The organism is Halobacteriovorax sp. RT-2-6, from assembly GCF_047085025.1.
Lineage (GTDB): Bacteria > Bdellovibrionota > Bacteriovoracia > Bacteriovoracales > Bacteriovoracaceae > Halobacteriovorax_A.
The window spans coordinates 595,329-612,322 of the sequence record NZ_JBKIYH010000002.1 but is presented as its reverse complement, the minus strand read 5'-3'; the positions used below and the strand labels follow the sequence as shown (position 1 = coordinate 612,322).

Genomic DNA, 16,994 nt, shown 5'->3' with positions numbered 1-16,994 from the left:
TTAAATGCTATCGAGAGTTTTCTTACGATATGCCTTGAACTCGGCCTTTTCTGAGAATTGCTTAGATAGAATGGCGTACTTCTTAGCTTTGTTAAAAAATTTTCTCTTGTAGCTTGATTTTGCTTTTAAGTAGTAGAATTCGGCTTTTCGGTAAAGGTTAGGGGCGAGTGTTTGTCCGCCAGCTTCCTTGGCCGCAAGGAAAGCAACCTGTGCATAAGTCATTTCTAACTTCGGGCGTACGGTCGTTAGACCGCAGCTACCCAAAGATAGAAGTAAAATTAAAAATGTGATTTTATTTTTTAATTCTTTCATTTTTTAAAGATTACTTAGCAATAATTACGAAGTTTCCTCTTCTGTTTTGTGACCAAGAATCTTCATTGTGACCAAATGAAATTGGTCTTTCTTTACCGTAAGAAGTAGTAGAGATTCTTGAAGCATCAACACCAAGAGCTACTAGGTAGTTCTTAATTGCACGTGCACGGTTTTCACCAAGTGCCATGTTGTACTCACGTCCACCTCTTTCATCAGCGTGACCTTCTACTTGTACTTCAACAGAAGTATTTCCTTTAAGGAAGTCAGCGTTTGCTTCAAGAGTTGCTTTAGTTGATGAGCTAAGTCCTGATGAATTAAATGCAAAATAAACAGTTCTTAGTGCACCAGCTTTACCTGAATCTGAGTCACCATTCACTTCAAGAGAAGCATTGCTGTAATCAACAGATTCTACAGAAGTTGTGTCATCAGTTTTTGATGATGAACCACATGAAGTCATAACTAGTGCAGAACCTAAAAGTAATAGTGTAAAAAGCTTTTTCATTTGTTCCCCCTTTCCATTTTATGTAGAGATTTTATTGTTATCTGGAAAATAGCTATACCTATAAAGTATATAATAAATTTAGGTGTTTAGATACCGGCAGAAAAGGAGATTTCACTAGAGTAATTTGCTCGGGTTATTAAAAACCCATACTTGATTGACTTTATCTTTTGAAAAATGTCTTTTTCCAAAATAAGGAAATCTTCAAATAATTGCCAAGTATTTAAGTAAAGAAAAAGTAAAGTTTAACAAGAGCTATTTACAATGTGATTCGCTCAAAATAATGTTTATTTGAGGTTATTGAAAAGTCCTTATCTTGTGTGTAAAAGCCTGGCCGCCGTCTTTTCCTGTCTCTGCTTAAGTTGCGGCCAGGCATTTTTCAATCCTCAAATTTATAATTAAATCTCAAGTTGCTTTAATACTCCTCACAAAATTTAGATGCACTGAGACTGTTGGTAATACCAATAGGCGGTTTTTTGTGCATAAAGTTAGTCTTTTGAACTTTTAGAAGAAGGGGAGAAATATGAATACAATTGGAATTAGTAAAAAATTAGTTATTTTATCACTTATGGCCGTTGCTTCACATGCAACATTACCTGATGAAATTGATTATCAAAAGTATTCGAAGCTTTATGATACTTCGAAGGCCCAAAGCCATTCAGCGATGTTTAAAGTAGAAGAGCTTAAAGCTGAAATTATGAAAATTGCTGAGCTTCTTGAAGTTAATACTCACGATGTTGAATTAACTCAGAAAATCGTTGCTGATGCGACTGCTATGATTGATCAATTAAGCGGGGAAAGCGAAATTCTCGAAGTTAACTTAAATGAGCTAGTTAGAGAACAGGGGCAAGTAGAAGAGCTCTTAGTTTCTGTAAAAAAGGAACTGAGTGAAGGTCAAGTCATCATTAGTAATAATGAGGCCATGCTTACATCTCTTAAAAAGAGTGTTGAACTTGAGCAGTCAATTCTAAAAGAAACAATCGCACAACTTGATGCTAATAGTCGTTTAGCTAAAGAGAATGAAGATCAACTTATCTCTTTAAAGGCAAGAGTTACTCTTTTAAGTAAGCAAACTGATAATAAGACTGTTGAAGTGAAGAGCTTAACGAATGAGTACAGTAGTGTACTTAGTAAAGTCTCTAAGAATAAGAAGCAGCTCGATACTCTTTTACCAAAAGTTAGACCATTAGAATTAGAAATGGAAAAGCTTGATAATTTTGTTGCCCGAAAAAGAGAAATCTTTCGTTCAGCAAAACTTAAGGCCGAAGAAATTAATATCGACTATAACGAGCAAACAAGTAATATTCGTCCTCTTTTAAGAAAGAGAGATACAATTCTTGCAAATCTTAGTGTTGAAAAGAAAGAATATTCTAAAACTCATGTTGCCCTCATTAAGTACCAAGAAATTATGGATACTGTTAAAGAAGAAGCAACTGCTCTTGAAGCTGAGATTGAAAGAATTGAAGCAGATCAAACGATTAAAAAACATGAATTAGAAAAGATCGAAATCGACTTACTACAGTTAGGTGATGATCAGACTTCTCAAAGAAAAGATTTACTAGCTAGAAAGTTACTCGTTGAAGGTGAAATTAAAGCATTAAATGATGATTTCCAAGCTGTTAAAAAGAAACTTTCAGTAGTTGAGTACAGGATTAAAGAAGGCGATTTAAAGCTAATGTTCCTTGAAAAACAATATATTAGTGCTGAGAAGAAACTAAGATATCAAGAGTCACTACTTGTCTCTGTTGATGAGAGGATTATTAGAACTGCTCCACGATTTAAACAAGTCGAAGCTGCTCTAGAAGAAGCTAAGTTAGAGTTAAAACGTTCTCAAGATGATCTTGGTGCATCGATCAATGATTATGAAGAAGTGAAGCATAAACTTACTGTTTTAAATGGTGAGATTAAAGTACTTAGTGAAGAAGGTGCTGATCTTAGAAAGAAAGAGCTTCTTGCAAAGGATAAGCTAAGAGTTGCTCAAGTGTCTCTTAAAGAACTTAAAGAAGAGCATGTAAATACTCAAAATAAACTCGTTGAAACTGAAGTGAACTCAGGAAAGATCTCAAGAAATCAGACGACTCTTGAATCAAATCGTGACTTACATCAGAAGAAAATTTCAAGTCTTAATGACAAGATTTTTGAAACTAAAAAAATGTCTGAAGATACTGCTAAGAGAACAGAAGAGTTAAATATCATTGTTTCTGAAAAGACTAAGAGAAAATCTGAGCTTACAGATGAAATCATAACAACACGTTCTCGTCTTAGAACAAATTCTTCTGCTATCGTTGAAAATCAAGCGGAACTTAAGGCCGGTCAGGATTTCTTGGCCAAGCTAGAAAAAGAAAGTACAGAACTTCTTATGCGTAAGACTAAGAGTGAAGAAACTCTAATTGTCTCTGAAGCAAGAGCAGAAGAATTAGAGCAAAAAACTCAAGATGCTCGAATTAAGTTTGAAACTCGTCAAAACCTATTCAATGAGTATGTAAGTGAGTCTAAGGTTCTTGGACAAGTTGATGCTATTACTGATGGTGCAAGTATTGGTTCTGAAACAGCATCTGCAGATGCAACAGCGGATGCTAATAAGTACGGTGGTCTAAATGGTCAAAGTGTAGGAGAGTTAGATAGCTACCTTGTTGGTCTTGAAGAAGGACTTGAACAAGGCAAGACTGATGGCTATGAGCAAGGTGTTAATTCAAAAGAAGATTACGACCTAGGACATAATGAAGGTTATGCAATAGGGCTTCAAAATGCCAAAAATATTGCTATGGAAGAAGACTTTCACACTGCGTTTACGCAAGCAAAAGAGCTTAAGATGTCAGTTCTTCCAGACAGTCATGTTGTTCTTGTTAATAAAGTACAAGAAAAAGCTTTCTTTATGGGTGCTGTGGAAATGCCATATCTTGCAGGCCTTGATGAGAACACATCTGATGATACTCATTCAGATCATGTTCCATTTGATCTTGGAAATTCAAAAGATACTTATGAGGAAGAAGTTACTCGTATCCAAGCTGAAATAGAATCTCTTACAAGTAATATTGAAGAGATCAAAGGAAGTGCTGAATATGTATATACAGCGCCAGCTAAGATTGCAGAAGGTAAGGCAGAGCTTCGTTGTCAAAAAGTATATAAAGCGGTTGCTGAGCTAAGGGCCATTTGTGAATCTTCTTATCATGAGCTTTACGGGCAAGAGTTCCTAGCTTCACATCGAAAGGTATACTTTGAAGAGTACGATCAACTCTTTGTCGATGCCAGAGAAGAAGCGAGAACTAACGATCATGCTGACACTCGTAAGATTGGTTTTGATCGTGGACACCGTTATGGATTTGGTGATGCGATGGTTGAAGGTAAGAACGTGGCCTTCGAAAATGGAAAGAAAGATGGAGCACTTTTAGCTGAAGAGGAAAATCTTGGAGAGCTACGCGAACAAATGGCAATGGAAGGAAAAGAGAAAGGAAACGCTCTTTTTGAAGAACAAGCTGTTGTAAGAGTTGATAAGTCGAGAGGGGCCATTTTAACAAGTGGAGATCCTAGAGGACTTGCTCAAGATAGTAACTTTGGAGTTGGACTTGGACTTGTAAACTTCGGAAAGATGGCAAGTGAGAAAGGCGCTATCTCTGCAAAGGTTATTTCTACAACTGATAACGTTGAAGTTTTCGATAAGAAGGTAAACCTTATTGATCTTCCAGCAGAAACTAAGATGGATCTAAAAGATGTGATTTTTGCGAAAATTGCAAATAATGCTCAACCAGGTTCTGAAGTAATTATGGATATTGAACTTACTTACCCAGGTGATAGCTTAAAAGATAAGTATACTGAAGTGACAACTTTCAAATCTGTTGTTCTTCCTAATCCTGACATTAGATATGCGGTTTCATTCGATGAAACTGTCGAGTACGGGAAGTGTTGGCTAGGATGTAAGTATAAAACTCACGATGTTAAGTTCCAACTTAAGGGAGTACGTGACAATATCCCTGGTGAATTTAATGTTAGATTAGAGGTTCTAGAAGGTGGTAAGTATATAGATTTAAAAGAATCAGCACTTACTCTTGGGGTTCCTGGGCAAGGTAAAATTGAGTCAGGAAAACTTTCTTACAAATTTAAAGAGAAGGCTTCTGGAAAAGAGTTAAAATTTAAATTTGAAGTCCTCTATAAGGGGAGCGTACTGCATACCAAAGTTTTCAATGTTAAAGTAAAGTAATGTCAAAAGGGCCCACTTAGCAAATAGGTGGGCCTTTTTGGCCTTTAGATCCTGTAAATATTTCAAATCACAATGTCATATTCTGATAAAAACTTACAATTGCCTCGATAAATTAATTTCTTTTTGAAGTGCCCTCAACATTCTCAAAAGGGAATTATAAAACAATTCTTATCAAAGTGATCAAAAGGAGAGGGAATCATGATGAGATCAATTGCTGAAGTAGCAAAGAAGAGAAATGTTGTTTTATTAGCTGTTATGGCCATGGCCGCCAATGCACATGCGGGGCTTCCAGACGAGATTGATTACCGTACCTATCTTTCCGCATACAACTCAGCTAAGTCTCAAAGTGATGCTGCTAGAATGTCTGCCACTCAAATCAGTGATCTTATCCTTGAAATCGTTGCTAGGCTTGAGGCCAATGGAAGTGAGATCTCAATCTCAAAAAGAGAGATCGAAGAGGCCATCCTTCTTGTTTCTGATTTAAGTACACAAAATATGAATCTTGAAACGACAATTTCAGAGCTAAGCTTTGAAAACCAAGGCCTAGAACAAGAACTTCAAAGACTTGCTGACTCACTAAGCGATGTAAACGGAGAAATTAATCGCACTGAATCTGATCTTTCAGGCCCTCAAAATACGGCCCGCAACCTTAAGCGTGCTCTAGACTCTGTTCTCTCAAGTCTAAGAGCTAATGGAGATCGACTCGATAAAGCACAAAAGAAATTAGACCGCACAAGAGATCAGATCAAATCACTAGAATCAAATATCTCTAAAGCAATAGATGAGCGCGACCGCTTAAATATCAAACTCCCAAAAATCCAAGAAGAAATAAAATCAAAGAAACAAGATCTTGCGCAAGCAACTTCTAAGGTTTCTACTTTTGAGTCACAAGTCGTAAATGCTCGCACAAAACTTCAAACGGCAAATTCTGAAGTTAGTGAAGCACAAGCGCAAGTAACTCAAATCGAAAATAAGATCAGTAAACAAGAACAAGCAGTTAAGCCACTAGTTCAAAAAAGAAGTAATTTACAGTCTCAATTAAGTACTGCTCAAACAGTATTATCTGCTAAAACAAGCGAACTTGAAAAAGCGAAGAGGGAACTTGAGAGTGCAAAGTCACAAATCGATGGACTTAAATCACAAAGAGGTCCTCTTGCTTCTCAAAAGACTAATCTTGATAATAAGAGATCTGTACTAGAAGCTGAAATGGTACAAGTTGAGGAGGCCCTTAAAACTCTAATGGCCGGTGATCGCAACGATCGAGGTAATGCTAATCAAATCAAAAATCTTAGAGAGCGTCGTAAAATTTTAAGAGATAAAATCCAAGAAACAAAAACACGCCTAACTCAAGTGACTACAGAGCTTGAGCAACTTGCTAAAAAGATTGCTAAGGCCGAAAGTACAATCAGTGGTGGTAGCAATCAGATTGCTATCCTTGAGTCTGAAATAAATACGAAAAAGGGTGAGGTTAGAAGTCTTCGCCAAGATATTAAAGATATTGAAGCTGAGATCGCACAAGCGGCACCTCAGCTTGAAAAGCTAAAGCAAAGACTAGTTGCAGCTCAAAATAGTTTAAATAGTGCAAAGACAGCTCAAGCATCGGCCAAGTCTGATCTTGATAAGGCACAAGCTAAGCTTGCCCTAGTTAAATCTGATATAAAGCGTCTTGAAGGTGATATCGCTTCACTTCAAGATCAAAAGCAAAAAGCATCACAAAGAGTCGCACTCATTGATTCAGATCTAAAGAAATTTAGAAATGAACTAAACCGTGAGAAGAATCAGTTTGATAGTCAGCGCCGTGAAGTTGGCTCACTAAGAAATACTCAAAATGCACTCGTGGCAGAACGTGATTCATATGAAAGAAGACTATCAGTAGTTGAGTCAGACATTAAATTACTTGTTGATCGTCTTGATTCACTTCACGTAACTCGCTTAGAGTTAGAAGAGCAGTCTCAAGCAAGAAGTGAAAGACTTGTTGCCAACCAAAATATCATCGCTGATTCATCACAACGAATCATGCAAAACTCAAGTGTTATCGCTTCGAAAAGATCACAGATGGCAAGTAACGAAGACCGTATCGCAGATCTTGAAGTTGAAAGAAGTCGTCTTCTTGAAGATAAGCTAGTTAAAGAGCAAGAGTTTGCAAGAGCAGACACTGTTGCAAGTGATCTTGAAAATATCACAAATAATAAGTACCAAGCGTACCAAGGCCGCAGCAACCTTTATGTTCAATATGAAAGAGATGCAAAAGCTCTTGGAGCATCTCAAGGTGAAGCCGCTGGAGCAACTGCAGGTGAGTACAAGGCAAGTGCTGATGTACAAGAAGATGCAAGTTTCTTTGGAGGTGCCAACGGGAAGAAGCTAGGTGAGTTACGTGGCTACCTTGCGGGACTTGTGGATGGAAAAGAAGATGGTCTTACAAAGGGGTATGAGGCCGGTGTTAATTCTCAAGCAAGCTATGATGAAGGTTTTGCAAAAGGGTATGAAGCTGGTGTTGCAAAAGCTAAGAGCTTAGCAAAGTCACAAGAATTTCCAAAAGGATATGAGCAAGTTAAGAGCGAGACTTTCTCTAATAAACCAACAAATAGAGTGATGTTATCAAATAGTGTTAACGGAAGCCTTTTCCTTGAAAAAGCATTCTCAATGGCACAAGAATTTGTTTCTCCAGCTTTTGAAGCATTAGATTTTATCGCTCCTGAATACACAGCGACTACTGAATCATTAGGTTCAAGATTTACTTCAAAAGTAGATCAAGAGATCGCCAAAACACAAAGAGAGATCGAGTCATATGAAAATGATAGTGCAAAAACAAAAGCGCTTCCTCAGTATGCCTACACTGCGCCAACTCGTATCGATATCGATGAAGACTTCAAAAATTGCTTTGATGTTTACAAAGGTGTTAATGAGTTCAAGAAAGCGTGTGGTGCTTCTTACGATGCCGCTTATAAAGCTGAATTTAGTGTTAGTCACAAAGATACTTACTTCGCAGGCTACGTGGACTTCTTTGAGAGTTCTCGTGATGAAGCTGCCGCTGGTAATTTTGAAGCAGAAACGCAAAAAGGTTTCGACAAAGCTTACAAGACTGCCTTTGCTGAAGCTCGCTTAGAAGGAGAAGGTGTTGCCTTCAAAAATGGTGTTGCAGATGGTGAGGAAGCTGGATTTGATGAAAATATCCAAGCAGCAAAAGAAGAAATGCTTGCTCTTGGTAAGGCCCAAGCAAAGAAGCTATTTGCTAGTAACGCTGTTGTTCGCCTTAACCAAGCAGCACAAACAAGTGTAAAAACTGAAGATGCAAAAGGTCTAACTCAAGATGGAAAATTCTCTGTAGGTCTTGGGCTTGTAAACTTTGGAAAACTTGCTTCAAACCGCGGTGCGATTAGTGCAAAAGTAGTTGCAGCAACTTCAAATGTTGAAATCGTAAACTCTCGTACAAACTTAAGAGTTCTACCAGCACAAGCACAAATTGAGCTAACAGATGTTATCCAAGCGAAAGTTGCCAATAACGCTCGTCCAGGTTCAGATATCGAAATGAAGATCGAGTTAACTTACCCAGGTGATGAGCTAAGTGGAAGCTACACTGAGATTGCAACATTCAATGCAAATGTTGTCGTTAACCCAGAGGTTCAAGTTGCCCTTGATTTTGAAGATAAGGTTAAGGATCGCAAGTGTGCGCTAGGTCTATTTAACTGTAAGTTTAGAAGCCACGATGTAAAAGTTAAGCTAACAGGTCTACGTGACTTTGTTCCTGGAAGCTACGATGTTGCAATCAGTGTACTAGAAGGGGATAAGTTTGTTGAACTTAAGAAAGGATCAACTAAGGTTGCAGCTCCTGGTCGCGGTGTAACAGCAACTGGTGCCCTAACTTACAAGTTTAAGAAAAAGACAAAAGACGACAAACTTAAGTTTAAAGTCGATGTTTCTTACAAAGGCGAATTACTACAAAGTAAAGTAATCGATGTAAAAGCAAAATAAGAATCAAAGAAATTTATAATTAAAATTAGACCCCTCGTCCAAGGGGTCTTTTTTTATTCATTTAGTGGACAATCTTTTTCACTTGCACAATGACTTCTTAACTCATGAAATTGAACAGCAGCATCAGCATTATCATTGTGAGCGATTGTCGCTCCTCCAAGCTCTCCCCAATTTGGAAAGTTGTAGTAAAGGCCGCCATTCTCATTGATTTTAATTCTATTGTGACACATGTGATTTAAAAAAGGTTCGTTGTCGTTGTCTCGTACGCAAAGTTCGATATTTCCATCGACGATTCGATAATCAGAAATTAGGGTTGTATGAGTAAAACCAGCGCTTTCTTTTCTTGTGAAGACAAGTTGTGGCTGTTGGTTATTGTCAATTTTCTTCTTTATATCCTCAAGTAGCTTTTGAGAATCTTCACGCTTCATTGGTGACGTTGACAATGTTGTCTTTAGGCCTTGAAAAGTCATGGCCTTGTTGGCCCACTCTTTTGACATTTTCGTCGCAAGATATGATTGAAGATCTGGATGAGAAGAGAGCTCATAAAGATTGTTAAAGCCAGAAATTTTTCGAACTTTATTATCGGCAATATCATCAATAATCTTCTTGTAGTATTCAAGGGATTCTTTGCGCTCTTTTGAATCTGGAGCAGCATCCAAGTTAGCGCGAGCTTCTTTCTTACTTCCATCAAAGAAGGCAAGGCGATTAAACTTTGATGTTAGAGAAGCATGTCCCCAGCAATACCCCTGAGTCCCTTCAATATCTGATAATGTGATGGAATCGTAATTTCTAAAGGCCATTGAATTATTTATTTTGCTATTTTCAATTATGGGATCGCGTCTTTTGAAAATATCAAAGTTATTTGGACATAGGGTTTCACATGAGCAAGTCTCACTTGTGCAGCTTCCCCAACTCTTACACGAACAAACCTGCTGGCGAACTTCTTTAAGGATATTTCCAAAGTCTTCAAAAGCTGTTTCTCTTGTCGGACGCTGACAATCCACTTGTTCAGATGACAGAAGTTGTACATGTTGCTGAAATGAAAGTCTCTTGGTTTCCTCAGCGGTTTTAATTTGATTGTATTGATAATTACTAATGGCCGACTTCGCTCCACGATAAGGAGTTGTGATAAGATTTTTTACCGCCGTAACAGCTCCTAGTCCTGCTTGGTTACATGAGCCGAGAGCTAGTAAAGAAATAAGAAAGAAAGCGGATACCAGTAACTTCATTACTTAATATCCTTAAGAGCAGAGGCTATATGCACCAGAGCAGGAGCTTCTTTCTTTGCTCTTTCAATTAACTCATTTAATCCCTTATGCTTTAGCTTTCCTGATTTTAAATAGCGACAGATCTCCATCGAGACCGCGTAGGAATTTGGAAACTCTTTAAGCATTTGCTCACAGTAGAAGCCATGCTTTTTACCCTTTAGACGTGAAAGAGTGTCGTATTCAAGCTTGGCATTTATATTTGCATGTTCTAGTCCTGAAGGATTTCTAAGAGCTAGGGCCTTTGAGTATTTCTTCTTGGCCATGAGTTCTTTGACATTCTTATCTTTAAAGAATTGGCCATAGAATCCGCTTTGAATTTGTTTTGAATTAGAAAAGACATTCTTCCAAAAACGCAGGATCTCGTCTTTATCGGAATCTTTAGAAGAAGCAATCGCTTTTTGATATGACTGAAAATAGCTCTTGGCCTTGGCCTGATCGAATTTATAAAGCGCAAAGAGGTAGGACGTTTCTAACTCTAATGGGTCAACTTTTTTAGGTTTAAGTTTTTGGGCCTTTTCATAGAAGTTTACGGCCTTGTCTAAGTGGCCGTAGGTTTCAAGCTCAAATGCTAAGACGATATAGGCATTAAACTTTTCTTCGCTCGTAAGGCCATCTTCAATACCGTGCTTTTTTATAATTTCTTGGGCACTACTTAATAGGGCAGCATCTAATGCAGAGGCCGTGGCATTAAGTAGCATTAAGAGGAGTAAAAGTATTGAAATTACATATTTCTTCACAGACTTCTTATCGGAATCTGTTCGAATATATTGATAGGGTAAGTACTTGATATGTCATTAGATGTCATAAGTTTTTATTAGGCGATGGGACCAGAATTTGGGAGGATATTCCTATGAAAAAAATAATCCTAATCGCAATTTTAAGTCTTAGCTCTTACGCAAATAACTGCTCAAATCTTGAGGTCATCGCAGACACTTACAAAAGTGATCTTAAGGCCGAGCTACAAAAGACATTTTATCCCGAAGACGCCGAAGGCCAGGCCAAGTTTCGCACAAGTGTTGGCCAGAAGCTTAACTACTTAAAGGCCCTAAAGCATCAAGTGGATGTGTGCTATCAAGATTATCAAATGAAGGATGAGGTTTATAATTGCAGTCTATCTGCTGATCTTCTAAAGTCACGCCACCCTGGAGGTCTAACCACAAGTTATACCGGAGCGATCTCTACTGATGGTGATTGTATGGCCTATCTCTATCTTGGGCATACCATGACTCGAAATCGAGAAGGCAAAGTGGTGCTAAAAAACCTTGGTGGGAAATTTGAAATCAACACGCTTTATAAGTGCAGTGGCGCTTATACAACTGAGGAAGATTCATTTCGTAAGATGATCTTATCAGGTGATAATTTCTTTGTGATGGATCAGTACATGATTTATCGCACCGATGTGAAGGTACTTGGCAAAAAGTATGTGACGCAAAACCTTCTTGAGATTAATTATAAAGATTCTGAAATAGTCTTTCATTACGGCGCAGCTGAACTTGCTATATCGACAAAAGATGGAAGTGTTATTCGCACGAACTTCCTGACGATGGATGAGGTGAGTGAGGGAAGTTGTGAGACTTCGTATAGTGAAAAGAATAACTCAATCTATCCACGCACAAATATTGACGAAGAGGCGTGGGGATTTAAGTTAGAATACGTGGCATACTGAGATTTATGATATGAGAGCAAAGAAAGTTTTAATCACAGGCTTTGATGCCTTTGGAAATAATCTCATTAATCCAAGCGGCGAAGTGGTTCAAGCAACCACGGCGAACTTCTCGCACCTTGAGGTTCACAAATTAATTCTTCCAACAGTTTTTGAAAAGAGCTTGGCCATCTTAAAGAAGGAGGCCTTCTTTTTAAATCCCGACTATATCATCTGCTTTGGCCTTAACGAAAAGGCCCGCGAAATAAATCTCGAAGTTCTGGCCCACAACCTTAACGATGCAAATATCGCAGACAACGAAGGCAATTGCCCCGTAAACGAAGTGATCTTTGAGGGAGCAGCCGCAACTTATGATTCCACTCTTCCTATAGGGGAGATTGAAGACGCCCTTCTTGCTGCGCAAATTCCCGTGGCCATCTCTCGCGACTGCGGACGCTTCGTGTGCAATCACGTCTTCTATGGCATTCGCCACATAATTGAAGAAAAAAAGATGCGCGCCAAGGCCGGCTTCGTTCATCTTCCAAACTTTGAGACCATGGGGCTCAGTGATCAGGTTGAGGCGCTTGAGGTGATTTTGGCGGTGGTTAATCATTAGAGTCTTTTCTCTTTTAAAATTTCTTATTTCATTTTGGGAATATTTCGTTTTTGAGGTGTTTCTCACGTAGTTTCGGATAAATTCGTTACTAAGAGGGAGATCTTATGAAGATGATAAAATTAATATTAACAATACTTTTAACTAGCTCCGTATTTGCAGGCCAACAATTATTGTGTACTGATAGAAAATGTGTACAAGATAGAGCTGAGAGTTTTAAGTCCTTTTTACGCCATGAAGAGAAATTTACTAATGAATTAAGTAAATCATTTCCAAATAAACTTCTTGAAAAATTAACATCAAATTTAGTGGATGAGATTCGATTAGACTTTTTAGATCCAACAATCGATCGCAAATCAACTCTTGATCAAATGAAAATCAATATACGAGAAAATGGAGTTCATAGTGGTCTTTTAGATCCAGCTATTGTCTTCATGGATATTTATGCTTCTCTTGGAAAGAAGGATAAAGTTCTAAGTATGGCAAATATTATTAATATTTTAAATCCTGCTATCGGAGATAAGCTTGAAAAGGATTTTGGAATCGAAATCGATCGAAATTATGAGCCAAGTATCGATGTTCCAAAACAAAGGAGCCAGTTACCGTTTAATTTTAACCCTAGATCTATTAATCATGGTGATAATCCATTTGGTGGCCCTCGTATGGCGGGGTTCAATAATCAATTTAATGATAACAATGAGGAAGCTAAAAATAGAGAAAAAAATTTTGCTAATAATGTACTTAAACCTCGTATGGGAGACTCTAAACCTGGAGTTAGAGAAGAAGAAATGATAAGTCCAATTCTTGCTAATAAGCTTGAGCAGGATAAGAATAGTTTGCTTTATTCAATGAATAGTGGAGTTGATACAAGAAGAACAAAGCTGTGTTTTGGTGTATGTGGTGTTGTTACAGGTTTAGGTACACTCGGTTCAATCCTGTCTGGAGGAGCCTTATTACCTGCGGTCATAAAGGGGGGATTATCATGCTCAATTGGTTGCCTAGGTGTTGCATACTCGGAAATGGAAAGTGCGAAAAAGAAAAATGAAAAGCCACAGGAAGCAGATCGTCCTAGAACGAGCGTTGGTGCTCCTGAAGTCCCAGAGAGCAAGCCGGATATTCCTAAGGTTGATCTAGGGCCTAAGTCTGGAGACGACGAAAAGCCGGATGAAGATGGAGATAAGCCTAAAGATGTTGATAAACCAAAAAAGAAAGAAGAGCCAAAGAAGAAAGAAGAAGTAACACCACCAAAAAAAGATATTACAAATGAAGATTGCAATGGTGCTGGTAAATGTGAGGATAATACTGCTGTTAATACTGCTCGAGTAAGAGATGGAGACGAGATTATTTTTGGAAGTATGATAGACTTAAAAGAAAGAGTAGAAGTAAACCTTCAAGAGGTACAGATTAACTTTGGTATACCACAGATTGGGATGTAGGAGATTAAGATGAAAAATAAACGAATGATAAATGTATTGGTTCTTTTTCCACTCCTCGTTGCATTTTATGTAGGTTTTCAAAGTTATGAGAAAAGTATTGGACAAGGAAGTCTGGTAGAGACATGGACTTTCTCTGTTCTTGAAGGAGCTTTATTTTTTATACTTGGAGTAATTATTGAAATTGTCGTTGTTGGGATTATTATCAATATTGTAAAAATAGTAAGGCCATCAATTCAAAAGAGTATAGATGACTACGTAGCTAAAAATCCTATCTTAGAAAAGGTAATACTAAACTCACGAATGGCTGAGTTAGGAGGAGCCCTTGTTCTATTTAATCTTTTTCTTTATAAAAATGTGAACTTAGAGCTAGGATACGAATTAGGAATCATCCACCCTTTATTCACAGCAATGTCAGTAGCCTTTGTCTTCATCGCAGTTATTAAAGTTATTAACTTTGGAGCTTCATTATTTTCTAAGAAGTAATTGCGCTTAGCGCATTTATCGAAAGGTGAGTGAGAGGACGTTTTCGTTTTGCAAATACGCAATAAAACTATGAACCGTTTTCTTTCCACTTTTGAAATGCTGTGCTATACTGCCGCTTACGTATATTTGTTCCAAATATCCGCAAGTCAAAATCTAATGGGGGTGCCCTGGTTTCGACGGGATGGTTGACAGGTATCCGGGCGTGTCCAGGTTGGTCTCCACGGTCCTGGTAAAAAGGAGTCCACCGTTAATTGCAGACGATTATGCAATGCCAATGGCTGCCTAATTAATTAGGAATAGTCTTGTGAGGCGCTACTGCCAAGAAACAGAATGTAGCAATCCAGTTGAATCTGCTGGTTAACTAGGTTTCGAGCCTGCCGGGGCATCTCGTTAATCACTCACCGGGGTTCGCCGAGGTCACGTATCACGGACAGTCTTGTCTTCTGACGATAACCGAAGACTACACACGTAGGCCGCTATCAAGACGCTATTTCGGACGTGGGTTCGATTCCCACCACCTCCACCAGAACTTAGTAACTATTTGAAATTAAAGACTTTTTTCTGGTGATTTTGCCCGATTGTGGCAAAAATGTGGCAGAGTTATTTTTTGGTTAGTGGCATCTAGGGTACTTCTTTTTGAATTCATCTATGAACTTAGTTTGCTTAGAGTCTGTTATGGTACTCATTCCATTTCTAGTTATTTTGTAACTGTGTAAACCTGATAATGTTCTGTCAGGCTTGAAGTTTTTTTTCATTATCATTCCAATCCCTGTAGTACTTTGTTCTCTCTTTGTTAGGTTAAGGGCTTCATATATTTGATTGTATATTTGATCAATTGATGATGGCTTTTCTTCTTTTAGTTGGGCAAAATAAGCTTCAGCCTTTGAATAGTCGGCATTTTCAATAGTTGTACTTAGGTAAGCTAAATCTATTTGATCTTGGTACATATGTAGTGTTTTATTTAAGCCTATTACGTCGCTCTTCTGACAGTAAGTCTTATATTTGTTTTCAGTTTTTAGCTCGGTATCCAGATAACATAACTTTCCATTTAAGTGGCAAGGAGCAAGAACCCAAAACTTTTTAGATTCTTGAGAGCAAAATGAAGAATTATAAAAGTCATTTTTAAAAACATATTTACAACCTAAGTCGTTATTTGCAAGGGTTGTTATACTTATCAAATTTAAAATCATAAGAAATAGTTTTTGTGCTTCCATTGTATTCATATACCTTGTATTGAGTATCACACGTTGTAACGTATGACTTATTACCTTGTTGCCATATTAGTATGTAATCTTTCGGTGTATTATTTTCAAATATTGTTACACTGGGAAATTTGGTAAATTTATAATCTAAACTACCTAGGACATGAATAGATGAAAGTATAATTATGGATGAGAATACAATATTCTGATCTAATACAATATTCTGATCTAATACAATATTCTGATCTAATACAATATTCTGATTTAATGCAATTCTTGCTCTTGTTTTGTAAATTATTCTAATGAAAAGGTATGTTATAAGTGGGATTACAAAAATTTCAGCATTCTTTAGGTAAATTGCAAAAGCTAGAAATATTAAGCCAAATATTGAGAAAAATATGTTTCCAGCCTTGCTAAATATAGAGTCAATTTGTCTTTGTCTAACAATACTGTAGATAGCAATAATAATAGAAAGTATAAAAATCACTTTCTTTTTAAAGAGATACATCATCATAATATTGAAGTCATAAGATGTGGAAAAATTGAAGTTACTTGTATAGCCATGAATATAGGTGAAAGCAAATATTGTAAAAATAAGTGTTAGCAAAGCTATAATAGTAGGAATTCTATCAAACAATATTATTATCCTGTTAATAAAAGGTTAAGTATCAATTTATTTTATTATATTTATGGAAATGGAAAAAGAGGCAAAAGCCTCTTTTTCTATTTTAGAATGAAATAAACTCACACGCTCGTTGCATGAACTTTTTGTCCAAGTGAGCATATATCATTGTTGTCTGAATTTCGTTGTGACCTAAGAGCTGTTGTAGCACGTAGATGTTACCGCCATTCATGACAAAATGACTTGCAAAAGTATGTCTTAAATCGTGGAATCTAATGATCTTAGACACGCCTGAATTGATTTGAGAGGGCTTGAAATTCCTCTGAGTGATATGAACGTAGCGAACTGGAGTTCCATCTTCTTTCGAGAAAATAAATGGACCTCTCATTTGCGTTTTAAGGCGATTTTTTAAGATGGCTCTTACCTTATCATTCATTGGAATGTAACGAGTTTTACCTCTCTTCGTATTTTCAATTAATCCTTCACGCTTCATTGAACGAGAAATCACTAATTGATTACCTTCAAAATCAACTTTAAAAAGGCTCCAGGTACTTTTTCTAAACGCGGTAATTATGAAAAAGCATATTGAACTTTTCCTAGAAATATGCAGATGAGGCATATAGATTTTACTGACTAATAAATCTGTTAGTGGGTCTATACTTGTCAATTCACCATGTAAGCTAAAGAGAACCTAAAGATTAATAAAATCTAATTATTTTATTTAAAACTCCCGATAAGTACTTGTAA

General features: G+C 37.3%; 12 protein-coding genes and 1 other RNA gene. 7 read left to right on the top strand and 6 right to left on the bottom strand.

The genetic code is table 11. From position 1 onward, the window contains the following. Both ACMAYS_RS11390 and pal read right to left on the bottom strand, forming a co-directional pair. Complete coding sequence (locus ACMAYS_RS11390; RefSeq protein WP_103219239.1) at positions 1 to 312, bottom strand: DUF4398 domain-containing protein; 312 nt, start codon at positions 310 to 312, stop codon at positions 1 to 3. A gap of 10 nt (positions 313 to 322) precedes the next feature. Beyond that, positions 323 to 814, bottom strand: a complete 492-nt coding sequence (gene pal, locus ACMAYS_RS11385; RefSeq protein ID WP_103219240.1) for a peptidoglycan-associated lipoprotein Pal — start codon at positions 812 to 814, stop codon at positions 323 to 325. A 520-nt stretch (positions 815 to 1,334) separates the two neighbouring features. Between pal and ACMAYS_RS11380 the strand changes: the two genes are divergently transcribed. Both ACMAYS_RS11380 and ACMAYS_RS11375 read left to right on the top strand, forming a co-directional pair. After that, complete coding sequence (locus ACMAYS_RS11380) at positions 1,335 to 5,009, top strand: hypothetical protein (RefSeq protein WP_412463339.1); 3,675 nt, start codon at positions 1,335 to 1,337, stop codon at positions 5,007 to 5,009. Positions 5,010 to 5,207: 198 nt separating this feature from the next. Continuing rightward, a complete protein-coding gene (locus tag ACMAYS_RS11375; RefSeq protein WP_412463338.1) occupies positions 5,208 to 8,981 on the top strand; it encodes a hypothetical protein in 3,774 nt (1,257 codons plus the stop codon). A 53-nt stretch (positions 8,982 to 9,034) separates the two neighbouring features. Here ACMAYS_RS11375 and ACMAYS_RS11370 read toward each other — a convergent pair whose 3' ends face one another. Continuing rightward, positions 9,035 to 10,210, bottom strand: a complete 1,176-nt coding sequence (locus tag ACMAYS_RS11370) for a hypothetical protein (RefSeq protein ID WP_412463337.1) — start codon at positions 10,208 to 10,210, stop codon at positions 9,035 to 9,037. Continuing rightward, a complete protein-coding gene (locus tag ACMAYS_RS11365; RefSeq protein WP_412463336.1) occupies positions 10,210 to 10,986 on the bottom strand; it encodes a hypothetical protein in 777 nt (258 codons plus the stop codon). Before ACMAYS_RS11365 ends, ACMAYS_RS11370 begins: the two co-directional genes overlap by 1 nt. A 113-nt stretch (positions 10,987 to 11,099) precedes the next feature. On the opposite strand from ACMAYS_RS11365, the gene ACMAYS_RS11360 reads away from it, so the two are divergent. From ACMAYS_RS11360 to ssrA, 5 genes are all read left to right on the top strand, one after another. Then, a complete protein-coding gene (locus ACMAYS_RS11360) occupies positions 11,100 to 11,915 on the top strand; it encodes a hypothetical protein (protein ID WP_412463335.1) in 816 nt (271 codons plus the stop codon). A 10-nt stretch (positions 11,916 to 11,925) separates the two neighbouring features. After that, the gene (locus ACMAYS_RS11355) at positions 11,926 to 12,507 is read left to right on the top strand and encodes a pyroglutamyl-peptidase I (RefSeq protein ID WP_412463334.1); all 582 of its coding nucleotides are present in this window, start codon (positions 11,926 to 11,928) and stop codon (positions 12,505 to 12,507) included. Positions 12,508 to 12,611: 104 nt separating this feature from the next. Beyond that, positions 12,612 to 13,940 (top strand): hypothetical protein, encoded by a 1,329-nt coding sequence (locus ACMAYS_RS11350; protein WP_412463333.1) that lies wholly within the window; start codon positions 12,612 to 12,614, stop codon positions 13,938 to 13,940. A gap of 9 nt (positions 13,941 to 13,949) precedes the next feature. Beyond that, a complete protein-coding gene (locus ACMAYS_RS11345; RefSeq protein WP_412463332.1) occupies positions 13,950 to 14,423 on the top strand; it encodes a hypothetical protein in 474 nt (157 codons plus the stop codon). 158 nt (positions 14,424 to 14,581) lie between these two features. Continuing rightward, positions 14,582 to 14,949: a transfer-messenger RNA gene (ssrA, locus tag ACMAYS_RS11340) on the top strand. A gap of 85 nt (positions 14,950 to 15,034) precedes the next feature. Here ssrA and ACMAYS_RS11335 read toward each other — a convergent pair. After that, entirely contained in the window at positions 15,035 to 15,637 is a 603-nt protein-coding gene (locus tag ACMAYS_RS11335) for a hypothetical protein (RefSeq protein ID WP_412463331.1), read from the bottom strand. Positions 15,638 to 16,353: 716 nt separating this feature from the next. After that, positions 16,354 to 16,866: a tyrosine-type recombinase/integrase gene (locus ACMAYS_RS11330; RefSeq protein ID WP_412463472.1), complete on the bottom strand. Its 513-nt coding sequence runs from the start codon at positions 16,864 to 16,866 to the stop codon at positions 16,354 to 16,356. Between the last annotated feature and the right edge of the window lie 128 nt (positions 16,867 to 16,994).